General features: G+C 32.1%; 21 protein-coding genes. 13 read left to right on the top strand and 8 right to left on the bottom strand.

What is annotated here, in order from left to right; all coding sequences use genetic code 11:
- Positions 1-387 precede the first annotated feature (387 nt).
- Entirely contained in the window at positions 388-660 is a 273-nt protein-coding gene (locus tag ACSVDA_RS20065; protein WP_214482222.1) for an HU family DNA-binding protein, read from the top strand.
- 122 nt (positions 661-782) lie between these two features.
- Here the strand turns inward: ACSVDA_RS20065 and ACSVDA_RS20060 are convergent, their stop codons facing one another.
- Positions 783-1,250, bottom strand: a complete 468-nt coding sequence (locus ACSVDA_RS20060; RefSeq protein WP_485885523.1) for an immunoglobulin-like domain-containing protein — start codon at positions 1,248-1,250, stop codon at positions 783-785.
- A 164-nt stretch (positions 1,251-1,414) separates the two neighbouring features.
- On the opposite strand from ACSVDA_RS20060, the gene ACSVDA_RS20055 reads away from it, so the two are divergent.
- From ACSVDA_RS20055 to ACSVDA_RS20045, 3 genes are all read left to right on the top strand, one after another.
- The gene (locus ACSVDA_RS20055) at positions 1,415-1,813 is read left to right on the top strand and encodes a VOC family protein (RefSeq protein ID WP_485885521.1); all 399 of its coding nucleotides are present in this window, start codon (positions 1,415-1,417) and stop codon (positions 1,811-1,813) included.
- A 264-nt stretch (positions 1,814-2,077) separates the two neighbouring features.
- Positions 2,078-2,416: an NIPSNAP family protein gene (locus tag ACSVDA_RS20050; protein WP_485885519.1), complete on the top strand. Its 339-nt coding sequence runs from the start codon at positions 2,078-2,080 to the stop codon at positions 2,414-2,416.
- 53 nt (positions 2,417-2,469) lie between these two features.
- Positions 2,470-3,342 carry a GNAT family N-acetyltransferase gene (locus ACSVDA_RS20045; RefSeq protein ID WP_485885517.1) on the top strand — a complete coding sequence of 291 codons (873 nt, stop codon included), beginning with the start codon at positions 2,470-2,472 and terminating at the stop codon, positions 3,340-3,342.
- 696 nt (positions 3,343-4,038) lie between these two features.
- Here ACSVDA_RS20045 and ACSVDA_RS20040 read toward each other — a convergent pair.
- Positions 4,039-5,670 (bottom strand): hypothetical protein, encoded by a 1,632-nt coding sequence (locus ACSVDA_RS20040; protein ID WP_485885515.1) that lies wholly within the window; start codon positions 5,668-5,670, stop codon positions 4,039-4,041.
- A 581-nt stretch (positions 5,671-6,251) separates the two neighbouring features.
- On the opposite strand from ACSVDA_RS20040, the gene ACSVDA_RS20035 reads away from it, so the two are divergent.
- Positions 6,252-6,860, top strand: a complete 609-nt coding sequence (locus tag ACSVDA_RS20035; protein WP_485885513.1) for a histidine phosphatase family protein — start codon at positions 6,252-6,254, stop codon at positions 6,858-6,860.
- 143 nt (positions 6,861-7,003) lie between these two features.
- Here ACSVDA_RS20035 and cspD read toward each other — a convergent pair whose 3' ends face one another.
- Positions 7,004-7,204: a cold-shock protein CspD gene (gene cspD / locus ACSVDA_RS20030; RefSeq protein ID WP_485885511.1), complete on the bottom strand. Its 201-nt coding sequence runs from the start codon at positions 7,202-7,204 to the stop codon at positions 7,004-7,006.
- 369 nt (positions 7,205-7,573) lie between these two features.
- Here cspD and ACSVDA_RS20025 point away from each other — a divergent pair, with 369 nt between their 5' ends.
- The 4 genes from ACSVDA_RS20025 to ACSVDA_RS20010 all read left to right on the top strand — a co-directional run bounded on the left by ACSVDA_RS20025 (position 7,574) and on the right by ACSVDA_RS20010 (position 9,609).
- Positions 7,574-7,744 (top strand): hypothetical protein, encoded by a 171-nt coding sequence (locus tag ACSVDA_RS20025; RefSeq protein ID WP_485885509.1) that lies wholly within the window; start codon positions 7,574-7,576, stop codon positions 7,742-7,744.
- A gap of 260 nt (positions 7,745-8,004) precedes the next feature.
- On the top strand, positions 8,005-9,144 hold the full coding sequence (locus ACSVDA_RS20020; RefSeq protein WP_485885507.1) for an AimR family lysis-lysogeny pheromone receptor: 1,140 nt from the start codon (positions 8,005-8,007) through the stop codon (positions 9,142-9,144).
- Complete coding sequence (locus tag ACSVDA_RS20015) at positions 9,141-9,293, top strand: hypothetical protein (protein WP_485885505.1); 153 nt, start codon at positions 9,141-9,143, stop codon at positions 9,291-9,293. Before ACSVDA_RS20020 ends, ACSVDA_RS20015 begins: the two co-directional genes overlap by 4 nt.
- Positions 9,294-9,438: 145 nt before the next feature.
- Positions 9,439-9,609 (top strand): hypothetical protein, encoded by a 171-nt coding sequence (locus tag ACSVDA_RS20010; RefSeq protein WP_485885503.1) that lies wholly within the window; start codon positions 9,439-9,441, stop codon positions 9,607-9,609.
- A gap of 475 nt (positions 9,610-10,084) precedes the next feature.
- Here ACSVDA_RS20010 and ACSVDA_RS20005 read toward each other — a convergent pair whose 3' ends face one another.
- Complete coding sequence (locus tag ACSVDA_RS20005) at positions 10,085-10,273, bottom strand: YkvS family protein (protein WP_214482234.1); 189 nt, start codon at positions 10,271-10,273, stop codon at positions 10,085-10,087.
- Between the two features lie 359 nt (positions 10,274-10,632).
- Between ACSVDA_RS20005 and ACSVDA_RS20000 the strand changes: the two genes are divergently transcribed.
- Positions 10,633-10,827 (top strand): hypothetical protein, encoded by a 195-nt coding sequence (locus ACSVDA_RS20000; protein WP_485885501.1) that lies wholly within the window; start codon positions 10,633-10,635, stop codon positions 10,825-10,827.
- 226 nt (positions 10,828-11,053) lie between these two features.
- Here the strand turns inward: ACSVDA_RS20000 and ACSVDA_RS19995 are convergent, their stop codons facing one another.
- The 3 genes from ACSVDA_RS19995 to ACSVDA_RS19985 all read right to left on the bottom strand — a co-directional run bounded on the left by ACSVDA_RS19995 (position 11,054) and on the right by ACSVDA_RS19985 (position 13,126).
- On the bottom strand, positions 11,054-11,554 hold the full coding sequence (locus ACSVDA_RS19995; protein WP_485885499.1) for a sigma-70 family RNA polymerase sigma factor: 501 nt from the start codon (positions 11,552-11,554) through the stop codon (positions 11,054-11,056).
- Positions 11,555-11,874: 320 nt separating this feature from the next.
- Positions 11,875-12,015, bottom strand: coding sequence for a hypothetical protein (locus ACSVDA_RS19990; protein ID WP_214482237.1), 141 nt, complete (start codon positions 12,013-12,015; stop codon positions 11,875-11,877).
- A gap of 184 nt (positions 12,016-12,199) precedes the next feature.
- On the bottom strand, positions 12,200-13,126 hold the full coding sequence (locus tag ACSVDA_RS19985) for a CobW family GTP-binding protein (protein WP_485885497.1): 927 nt from the start codon (positions 13,124-13,126) through the stop codon (positions 12,200-12,202).
- A gap of 379 nt (positions 13,127-13,505) precedes the next feature.
- Between ACSVDA_RS19985 and ACSVDA_RS19980 the strand changes: the two genes are divergently transcribed.
- Both ACSVDA_RS19980 and rraA read left to right on the top strand, forming a co-directional pair.
- Positions 13,506-14,243, top strand: coding sequence for a metallophosphoesterase family protein (locus tag ACSVDA_RS19980; protein ID WP_485885495.1), 738 nt, complete (start codon positions 13,506-13,508; stop codon positions 14,241-14,243).
- Between the two features lie 342 nt (positions 14,244-14,585).
- The gene (gene rraA / locus ACSVDA_RS19975) at positions 14,586-15,068 is read left to right on the top strand and encodes a ribonuclease E activity regulator RraA (protein ID WP_485885493.1); all 483 of its coding nucleotides are present in this window, start codon (positions 14,586-14,588) and stop codon (positions 15,066-15,068) included.
- Positions 15,069-15,268: 200 nt separating this feature from the next.
- Here rraA and ACSVDA_RS19970 read toward each other — a convergent pair whose 3' ends face one another.
- Positions 15,269-16,159 (bottom strand): GNAT family N-acetyltransferase, encoded by an 891-nt coding sequence (locus tag ACSVDA_RS19970; RefSeq protein WP_485885491.1) that lies wholly within the window; start codon positions 16,157-16,159, stop codon positions 15,269-15,271.
- A 559-nt stretch (positions 16,160-16,718) separates the two neighbouring features.
- Between ACSVDA_RS19970 and ACSVDA_RS19965 the strand changes: the two genes are divergently transcribed.
- Positions 16,719-18,359, top strand: a complete 1,641-nt coding sequence (locus ACSVDA_RS19965) for a lamin tail domain-containing protein (RefSeq protein WP_485885525.1) — start codon at positions 16,719-16,721, stop codon at positions 18,357-18,359.
- Positions 18,360-18,974 lie beyond the last annotated feature (615 nt).

Here is an 18,974-nt window from a genome sequence, read left to right as displayed (position 1 = left end):
AAGAAATGGTTGTCCCTTCAGGCAAAAGTTCCTGAATTGGCAAAAAGAACAGAACAAAACTTGTCTTCATTAATTAGTCTTAACTTGGCATTAGAGTCACCGAAGGTGGCTTAATAGCTATTTTTGTACTCTATTTAAGACAAGGGATGCTCCATCAAATTGTACAACAATTAGTTGGAGAGGTTCACAAAGAGGTTAAAGACAGCAATACACAATACAATGTTCGAGAAGGTTTGAATACAAACTGAATTATTTATAATGTACCTCTTGCATGACATAAAGTTTTATCGATGTAACTAAATGTATAAAAAGATTAGTTGTAGCTATTTACCTTTAACTATTGAATTTGGTAAAATATAGATTGTTACATAGAAAGGTGGTAGTGAAATGAATAAGACAGAATTCATTAATTCAATTGCTGAAAAAGCTGAGCTTAGTAAAAAGGACGCTGGTAAAGCACTAGAGTCTGTATTTAGTGCTATTAGTGACTCATTAAAGGATGGGAATAAAGTTTCTCTACTCGGCTTCGGAACTTTTGAAGTTCGTGAAAGAGCAGCCCGTAAAGGACGTAATCCACAAACTGGTGAAGAAATTGAAATCGCTGCAAGTAAAGCACCGGCATTTAAACCAGGAAAAGAGTTAAAAGAAGCTGTAAAGTAAATAGATGCCAAGAGAAAAAGCTTATCATGATGATAGGCTTTTTCTTTGTTTTGTTCTTCACTAATCTCACCTTTGCTCTAAGACTAGCTTTCACAATCTAATATTTATTCTAATTATAATAGTTAATCAACTGTAAACTCTGCTGCCAAATGGTACTTATCATATTCTCCTGCTTTTCTACCATCCAGTATGTCTTTCACTATACGGTATTCACCAGTAATCAAATTACCGTACAGCCAACTCCAATCAACAGTCCATTCCTTAACATCGGAAGAAGCCAATCTGTAGCCAATATCATTGAATCCATAGTTATCGTCAATGGCAACAGGGACTTGATACCATCTTCCGTTAATATTCTTTTCCAACGAAAAATATTCACCATAGATGTATTCCTTATCGGAGGTATTCTCTAATGCTACAGTCAACCCAGTAGGGGAGACGGTTTCTTCTATTGCAATCATAGTTACACCATCGACGTTGTTGACAGTTTCATATAACGTAGGTTCCCTGTCAGAATTAGTATTTCCGCATCCTGATAATAATGTCAAACTTATGACCATAGAGAATAATAAACATATATATCTTTTCAATTAATCACCACATTGCGTCTTATTATTTTACAATTATTTCTGCATACTAACAATCAAATGATACAACAGTTCAGATGTTGAGAGCTACTTGAAAATTTATACAATATTAATTGTTAAATTAAGGTATAATTATTTTCGATTATACATATGTAGGAGGTTTACAAATGATTCTAGAAATAACTACTCAGGTTCGAGTTTCTAGCATTAAAGAAGGGCAAAAGTGGTATGAAACATTGCTAAATAAGAAGCCTGATATTACTCCGCACGAGGGATTTGCAGAATGGGAACTAATTCCTGGTTGTTGGTTGCAGGTCGCAGAAGGAACTCTTACTGAGGGTAACGGACCATTACGATTAGGAGTTACTAATATTGAAGCTGAAAGAGATAGACTTGTAGAAGAGCTTAAAATTGATAGCTTTGAAATACATTCAAGACCAGAAGTTCCAGTTAAATGGGGAACATTCACTGACCCGTGGGGAAATCGACTTGGATTTTTTGAATATTTAGATAAGAGAGAACAGCAAGAACGTATTAAAACAATCTTAGGAACAATAGAAATATAAAACTTGTAAGAAAGGGAACTTCTAGGAGCTAGAAGTTCCTTTATCTCATATAGCAACAAAATTTACGAAACAATGTTCAACAGAATTTGAAGGTAGATTTCCACAGCTAACAAAGTTACTAAACACAGTATGAATAACAGTAATACATTACGGTAATGTGATTTATGAATTGTTTGGTTGGACGTATAATGTGTCATCCCGATAGCTTGAGTGAAAAGATAGTATAGAAAATTCTATATAAAAGTCTGTTAAAGGAGAGGTATAATGTTTTACAGAAGAAAGTCTTATCTTGTTAAAAGGGAGATAGTTGAAGATTTCAATAATCTTTTCAATAACATAAATTTACCAAACCAATTAAAATACGGTTCACGTCTAGTAGGTCGTTGGATGAAAGATAATAATGATGGTACTGTAGAAGTTTTCGCTATTTGGGAGTATGATAGTTATGAAGATTATTTACAGATTGAATCTAAGGTAACTAGTGATGCTGCTCATGTTAAGCGTATTACAGATTGGTATGCAAAATATGGTGGACGAGAACGTATTAAAGAATACATATTAGAAATGAAAAACGAACCTTTAGAGTCAACTTTAACAAACTAACTATAAAAATTAAGATTAAGGTAATTATAAATTGCATTTAAAGGATGGCTTCTATGGCTACATACGATGAAACAAAATTAGAATTATTTGAGTTAAATACTGATGATATCAATAGTTTAATTGAATTATCTACTTCAGTTGGCTGGGATTATGATAAATATGAAATCGGTACAGTTTTGTCAACTGGTAAAATATTTGGTCACAAAAACGCTTTAGGAAAAGTAGTCTCTTGCGCTGCTATTATCTCATACGATACAAATTTAGCTTCTATCGGTATGGTTATTGTTTCTAAAGAATTTAGAGGATTAAGTCTAGGGAGAGAGGTAACTCAAAAATGTATAGATTCCTGTTCTAATGACAAAACAATTATGCTAATTGCAACAGAAGATGGGAAAATCTTATATGAAAAAATGGGTTTTAGAACTGTAAATTATGTTCATAAGTATCTTTGTGATAGCTATACTAATAATCTTAAGTTATTAACTAAAAGTAATGTCACCATTGGAGCTTTCAATGAAATTGACATGAATAGAATTGTTGACTTAGATAAAGCTGCCTTTGGAGATAAAAGAAGTGATTTTCTTAAAATTAGAATAAATCAATGCGAGCAATGTATAGTAGCTAAAGATAACAGCGGGGATATTATGGGTTATGGTATATCTATAGGAGGTCCCATAAATTTAATACTAGGGCCTATAGTAGCACCTAATCATGAAACAGCTGTTTTAATACTAGATAAGCTAGCATTTGGACATCAAGGGAAATTAAGAATTGATGTGCCAACGGGTAATGATCAATTTATGTTGTACCTAGAGCAAAGTGGATTTAACAAAATTAGTGAGCCACCAATTATGGTCATTAACTCTGAAAATTTGCCACCTAGGAACAGTACATTATTCGGCATTGCGGCTCAAATTTTTGGTTAAGATAAAATTACAAGTTGTGACTCTTAGTAAATCACTTTTGTTTAAGGAAGACGCCTCTATAGTGTATGGTTTAGTGGAATATGTAAAGTGTAACAAGTAAAAAAATTCTTTTTATACTTGTTTGATAGTTGTACTGGCAGTATTTCTAGTTGAACAGTATATTGCAGTCCTAACAAAAAGGAAATGGAAAATAGGATGTTTGATCACTCTCGGTAGCTTTTGCTAATGTAATGGAAAGTACATGGCTAATTATGAGTTCCAAATATTCCCTAAACTGCTCAAGTGTAGGGACAACTAACTGGTGAAAGAGGGAAGAAAAAGGTGAAATGACAGTTGGTTTATAATTGTGTTATTGTTGACTGCCCACATGAAAAATAATTACAATTACATAATATACAACATGATTTACTCCACGAAAAAATAGCCTTAATCCTCATCTTGTAGGGCTGTTTTCAAACAAATATGTCTCTAGTATTGTATAAGTTTTTGTCACATATAATATACCTGTATAGGTTATGTAACCAACATGCTATGTACACTGACTTAGGAAGAATGACATACCATAAACTTGAGCTCACATCTCAATAGCATGCATTTTGTGAGCTCAAAAAACTCAGTTTAATTGTAAGATCATCAGTTTGCCTCTATGGAGATGGAAATGTCAACAAACCTTCTATTACTTAAAAAATCTTTTTCTTAGTATGGAAGGATATTATTATAGTTCTTAATAATTTCACCAAATCCATTGTTTATTAATAATTTAACTATTTCTTGTGATAGCCCTACCTCTTTATAAATCAAATAAGAAGCTTTTGAAGTTATAAGCATTTCTATAGTGTTTATCTTTTTAGAATCAATTTCTTTCCAAAGTTCGTAAGTGTGTAAAAGATCTTCAAGTGTAAGTAAAGTATAATCTTCACCTTGAAAAGTCATATCGGGTCCAATTTGATACCATGTATCACCTTCGTCAGTTAACCATTTCTCTCCAAGAAGGTCTATTGCATTTTGAATATTGTATGCGGATTTTAAATATTCTTCATTTTTTGTTTCATTATAGCTTTTTAGTAACAGGTTTAATCCCCCTAAGACATGATTAAGTGAACTGTGTGTAGGTAGTGTATCTTGATAAAATGAAAAATAATCACTAATCAAAAATGCATCTGGTGCAATTTCAAGAACTTTTCTAGATTCAATTTGGTCTACTAAAAGGTCAGCATAATTTAGCAGGGCAATTTTTAATTCTGGAATTTCTAGTAAATTTCCTGTTTCTTCTAGGAAAAGAGCTATCCCTTCATTATGACGTGTATCAATATAAGGAGCTTCTATACCGTATTCCCTTTTAAGCCAAGTGCTTGTAATTTCAGTCTCCCAAAACTCCTTATTTCCTTTAAAAACTGTTAAGTTTGCTATAGAATTTAGAACCAAATCGTAAAAGTACCTTTCCTTTGTTTCTTTGTATTCCTCTAATGCAGAAAAATCCTTTACAAGCAACAAATTCCTTCCGTAATTAAGCTTAGACTCTGGCAGAGGCTCAACAGTAGTAACTAGTTTTTTGTATGGCCCTTTAGCGGTATACCAGCTATTAGTTTTCCATTTATGGTAATTTGATTTTTTTATCCATTCGCTAAAAGAATTATCAGAAGTAAATAATTGTTTTTCAGAAAAAAGGGACCAATGATCTACAATGTCTTCTCCTAAAGACTCCATATCCAATTTAATTTGTAGATGGTCTTTTTTTATAATCACATCAACATCTCGATTCTCAGATATAAGCTCTCTGACGATACTTTCTCTTTCATCTTCGTAGGTTTGAGATAATTCTTTTGAATGATATATTTTACTAATCATAACATTTGAGTAATATTCACTCCCATTGTAAGTGGTTAGTAAACCTAGTGGGTTAGTAGTTAAGTCAAAACCAATATCTTCATTGTATCTTCTCCCTGCCAAAAATTGGTCAAATGGCTGTAATGTATAGTGTGATACTTCTGGTATGGGAAATGTGACAGTTACATCTATTGGATTTGTGCTATTATTTTCGAGTGAAGTAAAGATAAAGAAATCCCCATTATCCAAAGTTCTTTTTGTAATTTTAAGAAACGAAATTGGACTAGTAAGTATCTTATAAGTATAAATTGTATCTTTACTGTTCAAATAAACCTGTTCTTTTGTATCAATTTGTTCAAATCCATATTTTTTCTCATTAATCATAATATTCCGAATATGATCTTGTTCAGAAAATTCAATAGAAGAGGTCGTTGTAAGCTGTTTTCCTTTTACATATTCTAAATAAAATGCCAGAAAAAAAATAAAAATAATTACAAACACTAATCTTTTCAAGAATAATTTCCTCCAATGTAATTGAATTACAAGATAACAATATTGGTTGGTCTTATTATATTAAATATTTAATTGTTAACATTTGTATATTTTATATATTATATCCTATTTTTTTAACAATGTTGAAATGGGGCGATCTATGTTAAATTTTTGGACGCTAAGAAATAAGATATATTCAAACCGCCTACACAATTCAAGGTGATATTGCAACGGCGCATGATATGGCGCCTCCATGGTCATGTTACTCCTACCAAGAGCATACATATCATCCCCTCGGTATCGACATCTAAGGCTATCATGCTTGGCAATTCATGTAAAGGGAATTTACAACTTCTAGATAGAGCCTTGTAGATACTTCCAATACTGTTATCTACCTCTCAATAGCCTATCGATTCTAAGGACTTCAAATAAATGGCTCATTTTGTCAAAGAAAGATTACCATAATTTACATTTAAAAGTAACTTTATTTGAGAAACATCGTCTATTATGTAGAGAGTGACAATAAAAAACTACTTTTTTTAGTACATAAGAATTTGAATTAACATTCTAAGCTATTGGAGGTTATTATATTGAATCATACTATTTACCTACTTCGACACGGAGAAACAGTTTTTAATACTCAAGGACGATATCAAGGTGAGCTTGATTCACCTTTAACAATAGAGGGGATTGACCAGGTTAAAAACATTTCAAGGTTATTAAAGCTAATAGTCGATGATCCTCATGAATGGACTATTTATTCTAGTCCACTAGGAAGGACTATTCAAAGTACAAAAATTATTTGTGAAACTCTAGGGTATGATTTTAATAAGGTAATTATTGATAAAAGAATAAAAGAAGTATCCGTTGGTTCTTGGGCTGGCTTAACAACTAAGGAAATAGAAGCTTCATGGCCTAACCTTATAAAAAATACAGATAGTTACAATTGGTATTTCAAATCTCCAGATGGAGAAAGCTATGATGCTGTTGTAGAGCGTGCATCTAAATGGCTTAATAGTGTTAAGGATGTTGAGAAAGTAATTGTCATTTCACATGGATTAATGGGTAGAGTTTTAAGAGGGGTATATAAACAAATGGATAAGGAGGAAGCATTAAGATTAGGAGTTTCGCAAAATGCATTTTTTAAATTAAATAATCAGAACATTGAACAATTCTGTTATGAGTATGAGGAATTTTAGTTCATTAACATAATCAAAATGAAGAATATTGGAATTTGTCTAGTCCTTCTTCCATACATCGAGGGTGTAGCATTCTGCTAGTACTAGCTCAAACAGAATATTAAAGAATAAAAAAAAATCGTCTATAAAAGACGATTTTTTTATTAAAACTTTTGTACGTTAGCAGCTTGAGGTCCACGGTTACCATCTTCGATATCGAATGAAACTTCTTGACCTTCTTCTAATGTTTTGAAGCCATCACCTTGAATAGCTGAGAAGTGTACAAATACATCATCTCCACCTTCAACTTCGATAAATCCAAAACCTTTTTCTGCATTAAACCATTTTACTTTACCTTGTGCCATTTCGCTTCCTCCTGGGTGGATAATTCCACATTATATTACTATTCTTACTCCAAATATATATTAAAGATGAAAATCTTTGAGATATTTCCTTTTAACAATCATATTGGAACAACAATAACAGATCTTATTATACCACATATAGTTTCAAGAAGAAAGGGCTTTATTATTTCGTTGCTGTTATAAATCAATTTTCGCACCAATTTTGTTTACACTTTTAAGTTCAAGATATATTTTTGCTTACTTTATAATACAAATGTAGTAGGTAATTAGCTTAATTCAATTACAAAGTAAATGATCTAAGTATGGTAAAATAATGAAAAAGATATTTTTCTAGGTAAATTAAAAAATCGATAAGAAAAGGTGATGCATATGAAGGTTGTGAAAGAGAAGAATAAGTCAAATTATGTATCAACGGGTATTACATTTGGATCGGCATTAGCAATTGCAATATCTTGGAGTCTTCATAAATCAATTATTTGGGCATGTATACACGGTCTATTAAGCTGGATTTATGTGTTGTATTATGCTTTAACGAGATAAACAATAATTTAGTTCAACATCTTGTAGTTGAATCATGTATAGATATTTTTGATGGTTAAAGAGACTATTAATATTAAATCACTATTAATAATGAAGTAGTTATGTATAAGCTCCTATTTACTTTTATGTAAAAAAATGAGATTATTAGGTAAAACTAAACGAAATCATTACAATTTTAGCTTTGAAAATAATTGAATATTGTAACAAAAGATAGTTTATTGACAAATGTTTTCGAAAAGAGGTAATTTCTATTGATAACATTGGAAAATCTCTATGATAAAATGATCTTTGATGAACGTAGTAATGTTGAACTTGGTGCGGCCATAAAAGTAAGTGATAAAACGATAGCAAATATGAAAAACTACTTAAAAAATCAGTCTCAAAATGAACCGAAGCTTGAAAATATTTTAGCTCTAGCAAGGCTATATGCTAACAACTCTACAAATATCAATGCTATAGTCCAAGATTTTGGGGAAAATGATGTAGGTGCAACTAATTTACTAAAATTAATGGATTATGCGTATGATAATAGTTTGTTTGATTTTTTGGCGGACTTAATTAAACGGTGTGAGAGAAAAAGTCAAAATATACAAAAAGCTGCTAAATTATATGATTTGCTAAGAATAAAAAAGACTCAAAATAAAAAGTGGACAAGCATCATTTTAGAGGCTAAGTTAGTAAATTCTAGTGACCCTGTTATTATCTTTTTGTTATCCATGATAGAAACTTTGGTAGTTTTAGAAGCTCGTAATTTCAGTGAGTTAGAAATGAAAAGTGAGGCGCTAATAAAAAAGGCACAATCAATTAACAATAAATATTTGAAGCTGAATTATTCAACGCGTAGCTTAGAACTTTTGGGAAGAGCCAAAATACAATTATTAAAATATGATGAAGTCAACCAAATTTCAGAAACTATAATTAGCAGCGATTCTGGAGATAGAATTAAAGCATCAGCATACTTTACTTCAGCATTAACCAATTTCTTTTCTGACTTTGATAAATGTGAAGAAAATTTAAAAAAGTCTTCATACTTATTTAAAAAAAGTGGTATGATTAGAGATAGTCAAGCTGTTGAGTCACACTTGTTTATAGCAAAATGTTATCATAAAGTTGATCTAGAAAATGCAACAGGTGACACATCTGATTTTGACCGAGCATATTATTTTTATCAAAAAGGCTTAATCAAGGAATCTGAGCAATTGATTAAAAATGCTACATATGAAGATTACGAGGCTCCATTTATTAGTTTTATGAAAGGTCTAATAGCAAATGATCTGTCTTCAAAGAGAGACCATTTAAGACAATCGATTATATTATTTGAAGCAATTGGTGATTTACATTATGCACAGTTACCAATGCTTGAATTAAAACAATTAGACAAGGAGGTACCAATAAATTGAAGAAACTCTTATTAACATTTGCAGCAATTGCTGTTATTATAGTTACTGCTACTGCGGGGATAGGCAGCGAGGAAGTAGCAAGTAGTAACTTAGAAAAGAAATCTAAAATCACTTTTAAATTAGGGGTAATTGACCCTGATGGGAACTAAATTTAATATTGTTTTTGATGGACAGTGTTCTATATGAGCACTGTCCATCCTTCGTTTTAGGGGCTCGGAATAACTACAACAAGAAAAAGAAAATGCGAAAATGTAATTAATTTACATATAAGTTTAATAATTGGAGTGAAGTCGCATGTCTGAACGTCAAAAACAAATTGAAAGAGAAGTAGAAGATATTATTGAACAAACTCTTAACATCTTTCATAAGAATGCTTTCTTAAACACGTGTTGGGAAGCAGATATAGCGTTAGAAAAAGACGTACACATCACAGATTCTTTGATTCTCAAAGATCCCTTTGATTAATAAATGTAAATATATTTATAAATTCTTTCGAAATTACGACCACAATAAATGATAAGTAAAATGTAAAAATGTACTTCTAACTAACCTCTCAAGAAAAAATTATGACTTTTGATTTTTTTATTGATGATTGTATAAAACATATTTCTACCTGTTAAGTAGTTGCATTATTTTTGAACGTTACTGAATTGTAGCGTTTTTTTTTTCGTTATGATAATGGATGGAAGATTGAGAATCTTATAGATAAGGAAGTGAAAAATTTTAGCAGCTTTTTTGAAATACAAGAAAATCAGAAGACCACAACGATTAAGGAATTAAACGATGCAGCATATCCTTATATTGATGTGTAGTTGTCGATACTTAAGAAGGAACATTATGATCCGAGGTTTTGGCACCATTTCACATAAAGGCAACAGCCTTCAAGTGAAATGGCTCTAGTATATACAGGAGAAGAATATGTAAGTAATGATATGAATAGTTAGTTTGTTTCAGCGATAACTTTATAGTTTTTGTGGTTAATAACTGTTCGACGGTGTTCAAGCTCTAGTTCATTAAAATTATCCATATAAGTTAAGTCTACAATTACGGAGTTCTCATTAACTTTCTCAACGATTCCTTGTAGCCCACCTCTGAACTCGATGATGTTCCCCACTTCTGCTTTTTTCATGTTATCTCTCCTTTAAAAACTTATACTTCCAATTTTGCCCTAAAATAGATAATCAGTAAAGCAATTTTTTGGATAATTGACATTTATTATCGTTAGTTCATACGTTTGATCTGAAAAATGTATTAATTTACCATTACGAATGAGTCAATATAACTATTTTAATAAGGTTAATTTTAACTAGGTTCGCTCTCATATAGACAATAAATAACTTTACATGTAAAATACTAAAATATCTAGTTTGAAGTACTAATACAATGTAATAGGCTAGTTTACATACTTTTTAGCTTTATTACCCATGATTATATAGATTTTATCATTTATGTCCAACAATAAGTTATTACTAGAGGAGGAATGTCCATATGGATCAACAATATATTACAGATATATTAGATAAACTGCGTGATGGAGAATTAAATGAATTTAGAGTTAGTAAGGAACAATTCTATACTTATAGAAACGTAATAGTTCGTCGCAGTGACTTTAAGCATTTTCATGGAATTGCTCAAAGAGGTGGTGACGTAATATATCGTTATCTAACAGAAGAGCGTAGTTAAAAACTATGGGTGCCCCTAATAATCGTACCTTTTTAAGAGCACACCATTAATGACTGTTCCAATTGTAATGCCGTTCAAAGCGCAATCATAATTTATCGATATTACTCACGTAAACGCAAACGAGTAGGGATTGTTTGTTAATGCGATCATAATTAGGAAATATATCCAAAATCTGCTCTTTGTAACTAAGCAACAAAGAAATCCAATTGAAAAATTAAATGAAAGGCTAAGTGGAAGGTGGAGTGAAAGTCTTTCTTAATTTTGCTAAAGCATGTCTTCGCCATGATTTAACTGCAGCAATTGAGACACCTTCTTCACTAGCGATGTGTTGTAGTTTTTTACCATACAAAAAAGTACCTAATAGCCATTTTTGTTGATTCATTGTTAATACTTCACAATACATGAGCAAACTTTCATGCTCTGTTTCTATATCCACGTAAGAACCGGCAAGAAACTGAAGGTTTTCATCACTCATACAGAGGAAACGACTCTCTACACGGTTTTCTTTTGTCAATTCAGATAATAATTTTCCTTGAATTGTTGCATAAGCATATGTTGAAAAAATTCCTTTTTCACTATCGTATCTGTCATTAGCTTGCCATAAAGCAATTAAGGCGCTTTGATAATAGTGATCAAAGTTTTTATAAAGATGAAGTTTTCTCATTATTGTTAGTATCATTGGTCGGTATTGATGGATCATTTGTTCAAACAGTTTATCATCGCTCATCGAATTTTCCTATCGAAAGCGCGCTTTGACTATTATTCCGCGGTAACACCAACATACTTGACAACGGCTTAAAAGTTCAAATTCATGAATGAAGGTTATTATGCTATATGAGTTCATAGAAAATAAAGTATCATATTAGCAGATTATATATATGAACTAAGTAAGGCTGGGTGAAATTTTAAATTCGCAAAATTTAACATGTGCAAAAGTGAAGAGCTTTCTGACAAGTCTATGCACCAAAGAAACTATGTGTAACAAATATAAAATAAAAAAACCTGTCACAAAAATATTGTGTACAGGCTTCTTAAAATTTCTTAGTGTTAGTCATTGTTATTTAATGTTTCAAGGATTGATTCTAGGACACTAATGTCACTTATTAATAAAGCAGGAAGGAAGATAAAAACTACGATAATCGCTACGTTTGCTAACAGAAGTATTTTCAACGTTTTAAATAATCGCATACAATCACTTCCTTTTTACAAAGATAAACAAGCAACATACGATTTGAAGCTACATTAATCGCTCTAGCGCCCCACCTCCATTTGTTTTGAGCTAATAACAAAGCTTTGTAATTTAATTATAAAGGGTATGTGCGAAAATAACTATTGTTAATTTCTGAAAATATTGAATTTTTAAACATAGGTGCTATAAATTCTTTTGCTCAAGTTTAATCATTTCGTTCTCAAGCCATGATGTGTTTAAATTTTCACCTATAAAGACGAGATTCATCGGCATTTGTACTGGTTCTTTCATATAAATCGGCATCCCATACGAGTACTGAAATAAGAACATCGATTCAGAATGAGTAAATTTCAAGTAGCCTTTAATACGCAAAATAGTTTCAGGCATCTCCCGAAGCCAGTTTTCAAAAGCATCTATGTCCAAGGGATGCATGAACTGGTATACGTATGATTTTACTTTTAAATCATGTTGAACATGAGTGCTTTGTTTTGAAATACGACTGTTTTTTGGAACTGCTTGAACTTGCTGTAATGAGATATTTGCAAAAGTAGTTAACAAACAAGTCGCATGAGAATTGTAGGATTGAATTGAAAATATTAGATTTGCTTGTTCAGCTTCTGTTAAATGGTCAGTTTTATTTAAAAGTAATGTATCAGCATGACGAATTTGTTCGTATAATAATTGTTGCATCTGTGGAGAAAGCTTGTCACGGTCAAACCATCTTTTTGAATCAACAATTGTAATAATACCTTGTATTGCTAATTTATCAGCAAAAATAGGTGACATACACGCATCAACCACTTCTATTGGATGTGCAACTCCAGTTGTTTCTATATAAATAACATCTATGTTTTGGGTTAATAATAGTTCTTGAAGTTGTGCTTCTAGTTGGCCTTGCATCGTACAGCAAACACAGCCATTTAACAGTTCTTTTAAAGGTGTGTTATCAGGAACTACTTGTGAGTCAATTGATATTTTGCCTAATTCATTCATGATTACGGCAACTTTACGGTCGAGTTGTTTTTCTTGTTGTAGCAAATTTGTAAGTAGTGTCGTTTTGCCACTGCCAAGAAATCCAGACAAAATGATAATATCTATTTTTTTCTTCACTGTTTTTTCTCTCCTTAAGGTCACGTACATTCTATCGTAGCTTATTGAAATTCAGTTCGTCAATGATTTATGTTTTATATAAATGTTAACAAAGGCTTGTTTCGTAATATTGTTATTTAGATGAAATTACCTTAACAACAGGCGATTAAAGTCATACTCATATTCAAATAGAAGAAATGATGCCGAAAATGATAGTTACATATGTGTATTTTATAATACGAAAAGCAACAACAAATGCGTAAACAGCCTTTACAAATGAGCCAATTTAACTAGAAATTGTTTTTGTTAGGTACTTGTGGGAAATTTATAGTACAATTTCAATTAAACTCGCTCAACATAATTGGGCTTTAACCATAATGAGCTTTATGGAGGGATGCTGGTGGAGAGGATTGCACTTATTTCGGATATACATGGGAATATTCCTGCGCTAGAAGCGGTACTGCTAGATATTAAACAACGAGGCATTGAAAAAATTTATTGTTTAGGTGATTTGGTTGGGAAGGGACCCCATCCAGAGAAAAGTATAGACATCATCCGTGACACCTGTGATATCGTTGTACAAGGTAATTGGGATGACTTTCTTCCAAATGAAACAAATAATACATATATTCAATGGTATCAGCATCGTTTAAGTTCAGAACAACTTTCGTATTTAAAATCTTTACCATTTTCGTATGATTTTACGATGAGTGGTCGTAAAATACGGCTGTTTCATGCTTCACATACGAGCGTTCATCACCGAGTCTATCCTTGGGACTCGCTAGACAAGCGGAAGGAAATGTTTGAAAATACTGAAAAAACTGGTGGGATAAATGGACGTAAGCCAGACGTTGTTTGTTATGGAGATATTCATTATGCCTTTATCCACCATATACAAGAGAAGGTGCTTTTAAACGTTGGAAGTGTAGGTAATCCCTTAGATATGACACAGGCATCTTATATCATCTTAGAAGGGGACTACGGTTCTGATGTAGTAAGCTCCTTTGCGATTCAGTTAGTTCGAGTACCATACGATATTGAGCTTGCTATTCGCCAAGCAAGAGAAGAAGGAATGCCAGAGCTTGAGCCTTATATTGATGAGCTGAGAACAGCAACCTATAGAGGTTTGAAAAAATAAATGAAATAACAAGTATTAGAAGTTAGAGTAGAGAAACTGTGATTCATCAAATGATGGATCACAGTTTTTTATTTGCTTTTAATTACTTATTAAGTATGAGTCTTTTTGTAAAATTTTTTATAATTAAAAATGAACAATATGATGTGCTTTTATGAGAGATCAAAAAATTGTAAAAGTAGAGAGGATGCCACTATCCCAAGTGTAGATGTGTAATTTTCCACTTTCACTTATGCAGAACAAGTGTCAGCAATTAACTAAGCATAATAATGATTCCTCATTACAGGATTTTACATGCAATTTGTCGAATAACCAGAAAACAAGCGTGAAAAAGGAGATGTGATTATGGAGTTAAAAACTGCAGACTTATGTGACGAATTTGGAGCCGAATTATTAATTTGTCAAACAGAATTTCGTTCTTTTGGAAAAAAACACATGTTTTCTGGCCCAATTGCAACGGTAGAAGTATTTGAGGACAATGTTTTAGTTAGAGAAGCATTGGAGACAGTACCAGAAGGGTCAGTTTTAGTAGTAGATGGTGCAGGTTCTAGAAATTGTGCTTTGCTCGGGGATCGACTAGGTGGTATTGCTATGTCGCGTAATTTAAGTGGGATTATTATTAATGGGTGTGTCCGTGACTCGGCAGAACTTGCTACACTTAATATCGGTATTTTAGCTATAGGAACCCATCCTTTGAAAAGTAAAAAGCAAGGGAAGGGGAAAAGGAATGAACGATTACACTTTGGTGGAATAGACTGGAAGCCAGGCTATTTTGTTTACGCTGATGAGGACGGGGTTGTAGTTAGTCTACAGCAAATTCAGGTGTAAAATCATTTAAGCTGAAAAAGTGTGTTTCCTAAGCATTTATATGACTTAGGGAACACACTTTTTTTGTTGGATCAACCAAGTTTTTTTCTAGTCCATACTTCTATATTTAAGGCTAATCAAGAGAGGGAGTATAACTTCCACCTTGATAAGTGCTGTTCATGTAGATTAAACAATTACTGTTACAAATCTTAATAGCAAGGTTACGCATGAGATGTAAGTGGAAATAAGAAATGGCTAGGGAAATCCTTTGCTAAAGGACGTATAAACAACGTATCATTCCCAATGGTTGATATGAGTTCAGTTTTTAACAGATCTTGCAGGAAGTCCGGAGTAAAATGAAAATGAATAGTTTTTTCATCTGTCATCAAATTACTAAGAATGTTCACAAGATCGATCTTATCATTGCTGATGATATCGTAAATATTTAACACGCCATCAGTTTGGTCAAAAATAATAATGCTATCTTCCTCTTCAATATAGTAAGTCGCATCTTTAAATACTGTAATAATATAAAACATTAGCAGGTGTTTACAATCTTTTACCCCAAAGATGTTTGATACAGGAACTCTTGTGTTTGCTAATCTTTCAATAATTGTTAGATGTGATTGTTTATTCACATCTAATTTTTTTATCGTTAAAGGATTTGTCGGTTTAAGACTTAAGTCAGAGCGCTGTATAGTAAAGCTGCTTTCTAAGACTTTACTGAATCCAAATTTAGGATAAAAATCTAAAACAGAATCATTGGCAAATAAATAAATGAAATCACAATCGTTTTCATATGTTGCAATAATATGTTTCATCAGTTTCGCAGCTAAGCCTTTGTTTCGATATTCAGGATGTGTCATAACTGTGCCAACTTGAATTGCGTTAAACACTTTCCCCATGTGCGTGATGCTCATTTTATTAATTGAAGCATTGGCAATAACTTGTTTTTGATCAAAAAATGAATAACATATATAGTTATCATCCCAATACCCTAAGTCATACCATTGTTGAAAATCTATCCCAAAAACATCTTTAGCTAGCTTAATAAAACTCTCTCTATACGTTGAATTATTTTTATAGTCACTAATTAGTTGTAATGTATTCATATTGTATTCATTCTCCTTAGTTTAGATGTAAGTAACAATCCTATATGAGGTTATGGTAGGTGCTTATACTTGACTCATACGGCAGTGTATATATTTTTCTTTGTAAAACTTCTTTTCATAGATACGCATTTGGTTGGGTTGAATGTTGCTATATGTACTGAGACTTAAACAAGGTACAACATAGTGCTCATAGCGTCTTTTTTTAATTAAAAAGATAGAGAAGTCCAAGAAGATCTCATCATAAGTTTGTGAAAACAAGTTTGGTGAAAGTATGACATTCATCTTTATTCGATAAGTAAGGACAAATTCCTTTTTTATATCTCATTTTAATATTATATAGAGAAGCAAATGGACAAAAGCCTCCTGTTAAGTAAAAGAGAAGTTACATTAAAGCTGTTATTTTGTTCTCTACAATGTAAGTTTGGAAAAAGTAATTATATTAATCTCATTACTAAATGAATAGTTTTTTTAATATTATTATGATTCTTAATTTAAATTTCATATTAATATGATAATCTAGAAGAGGGAGAATAATTAAGATAGGAGGTTTGTTTTGTTTATGATATTAAAAGTTGGAAAAAGGATTTGTATTAGTGTAATCGCTTTATTGACCCTCGTTGCTTTTTTACAAGTAGATGTTGCTATTTTTGCAGAAGGAGTAGGAGATCCAGCACCAGAAATTGAAGCAAGAGGTAATGTAAATGGAAAGAGGATTTTATTTGATAATACTCATGGACAAACTGCCGGTGCAGCTGATTGGGTAATAGACGGGGGATTTTCAGATTTTGCAAATGCACTTGCAGATAATGGCTATTACGTTAAAGAACTTAGACAATCTACCCCAATTACATATGAAGACTTAGTGACTTATGATGCTTTTATAATACCTGAGGCAAATATACCTTATAAAAGTTCTGAGCAAGCGGTCATGTTACAGTATGTTGAAAATGGAGGAAGTATTTTTTTCATATCTGACCATTATAATGCTGACCGAAATAAAAACCGTTGGGATTCATCAGAAATTTTTAACGGTTATCGACGTGGTGCGTGGACTGATCCAACAAAAGGCATGAGTACTGAAGAGCGCAATTCAACAGCGATGGAGGATGTAACAAGCTCTGATTGGCTCTCAGAAAATTTTGGTATTCGTTTTCGTTATAATGCGATAGGAGATGTTACGGCTAATCAAATTGTAACACCAGAACAATCCTTTGGAATTACGGAAGGGGTAAACAACGTGGCTATGCATGCTGGATCAACCTTGGCTATAGTTGATCCAACAAAAGCTAAGGGGATCGTATATTTACCAAGCACAAACCAAAAATGGTCTTATGCAGTAGATCAGGGCGTATATAATGGCGGTGGAATCGAAGAAGGCCCTTATGCAGCGATTGGGAAGCATGGGTTAGGAAAAACAGCGTTTATCGGTGATTCATCTCCGGTAGAAGATGCAACACCTAAATATGCACGTGAGGAAAATGGATCATCTAAAAGAACCTATGACGGTTTTCTTGAAGTTGATGACGCTAGACTTCTGGTGAATATGGTAAATTGGCTAACGGTTCAAGAAAGCTATACAAGCTTTGCTGATATACCTGGACTTGAACTAGATCAACCTACTTCATTATTACATTTTGAAACACCACAAAATTCCACAGAGCCTGAATTTGAGCCGTGGTCTTCACCTGACCCAGGTTATAAGTGGTGGGATCAAACGACTTTTGCGGAAGGTTCATTTGGTTATGTGGAAGGTGGTCAAAATCATACATCCAATATATTTTTCTCTGAATATATTGAAGGAAGCAGTTATAATAAAGCACTAGAAATTTATAATGGAACAAGTGTATCTGTTGATTTATCACAATATACAATTGAGCTATCCAACCTTTCTAGTAGTATTTCATTAAGTGGTACAATAAACAGTGGTGAAGTCTTTGTTATTGCAAATCCTAACGCGAACCAAACTATTTTAGTAGAAGCAGATATGACTGAAACAAACATGGTTTTTAATGGTGATGATTCAATTGTGTTAAAGCATAATGGCGTTATTATTGATGTAATCGGTGTTGAAGGCACTAGCTTTGCTAAAGATAAAACCTTGTTAAGGAATAGTGATATAACATCTGGTGCAGCTACTTATAATAGCAACGACTGGACATTCTACCCTTCAAATACGTTTGATTATATAGGAAGTCATTAATCAAGCATTGAAATCATTAGGATTTTAAAATGAAAAACAAGTTTAATAGATATAACTACTTACCTATCTTATATACGGGGTTAAGTAGTTATTTTTTTGTGAAAATTTTGTATGAAAGCTACATTGCGATTTATTCAATGTTGTACTTTTGCTAAGGTGAAAAATAATTATACAATAAAGAATCGAGTAGCTTATACTCAATAAGTACTATTATAATAGTACTATACCCGCTCAATTGTTCACTTTATTTAACAATGTAACAAAGTATACGAAAAAGCTATTTTTTTGTTTGGCTGTTATCGTATAGAATGTTGTTCATTGTACTTGTATATTTACGTATATAGGATTAGATTTAGAGATACCTTTTCTTACTAAAACGAGGACTGAATTTTCTAGTTTCCGATTAATAGCAACAAAGTTTAGGAAAAAAGGCTTTTATTAAAAGCTAATTCCTTTATGTTCCACAATAGGTAATAACAATGCATTGTTTTTGAGTAGTTTTTGTTAGAGTATTTTAATAGTTAAAGAGACAAAAAATACTTTGTGAGATTTTTGTGAGAATTTTTTGGTAGTGTTATCTTTTAGTTAGTTATTAAGTTCTGTAAACATTAATTG

Origin of the sequence: Cytobacillus sp. Hm23, assembly GCF_051842895.1 — a bacterium.
Lineage (GTDB): Bacteria > Bacillota > Bacilli > Bacillales > SM2101 > Nanhaiella.
This window is presented reverse-complemented; position numbering and strand designations above follow the sequence as displayed.

Coding starts and splice junctions, on each gene's coding strand:
- ACSVDA_RS20065 (WP_214482222.1), top strand. CDS start 388: ATGAATAAGACAGAATTCATTAATTCAATTGCTGAAAAAGCTGAGCTT.
- ACSVDA_RS20055 (WP_485885521.1), top strand. CDS start 1,415: ATGATTCTAGAAATAACTACTCAGGTTCGAGTTTCTAGCATTAAAGAA.
- ACSVDA_RS20050 (WP_485885519.1), top strand. CDS start 2,078: ATGTTTTACAGAAGAAAGTCTTATCTTGTTAAAAGGGAGATAGTTGAA.
- ACSVDA_RS20045 (WP_485885517.1), top strand. CDS start 2,470: ATGGCTACATACGATGAAACAAAATTAGAATTATTTGAGTTAAATACT.
- cspD (WP_485885511.1), bottom strand. CDS start 7,204: ATGGCACAAGGTAAAGTAAAATGGTTTAATGCAGAAAAAGGTTTTGGA.
- ACSVDA_RS20025 (WP_485885509.1), top strand. CDS start 7,574: ATGAAGGTTGTGAAAGAGAAGAATAAGTCAAATTATGTATCAACGGGT.
- ACSVDA_RS20010 (WP_485885503.1), top strand. CDS start 9,439: ATGTCTGAACGTCAAAAACAAATTGAAAGAGAAGTAGAAGATATTATT.
- ACSVDA_RS20005 (WP_214482234.1), bottom strand. CDS start 10,273: ATGAAAAAAGCAGAAGTGGGGAACATCATCGAGTTCAGAGGTGGGCTA.
- ACSVDA_RS20000 (WP_485885501.1), top strand. CDS start 10,633: ATGGATCAACAATATATTACAGATATATTAGATAAACTGCGTGATGGA.
- ACSVDA_RS19995 (WP_485885499.1), bottom strand. CDS start 11,554: ATGAGCGATGATAAACTGTTTGAACAAATGATCCATCAATACCGACCA.
- ACSVDA_RS19990 (WP_214482237.1), bottom strand. CDS start 12,015: ATGCGATTATTTAAAACGTTGAAAATACTTCTGTTAGCAAACGTAGCG.
- rraA (WP_485885493.1), top strand. CDS start 14,586: ATGGAGTTAAAAACTGCAGACTTATGTGACGAATTTGGAGCCGAATTA.
- ACSVDA_RS19970 (WP_485885491.1), bottom strand. CDS start 16,159: ATGAATACATTACAACTAATTAGTGACTATAAAAATAATTCAACGTAT.
- ACSVDA_RS19965 (WP_485885525.1), top strand. CDS start 16,719: ATGATATTAAAAGTTGGAAAAAGGATTTGTATTAGTGTAATCGCTTTA.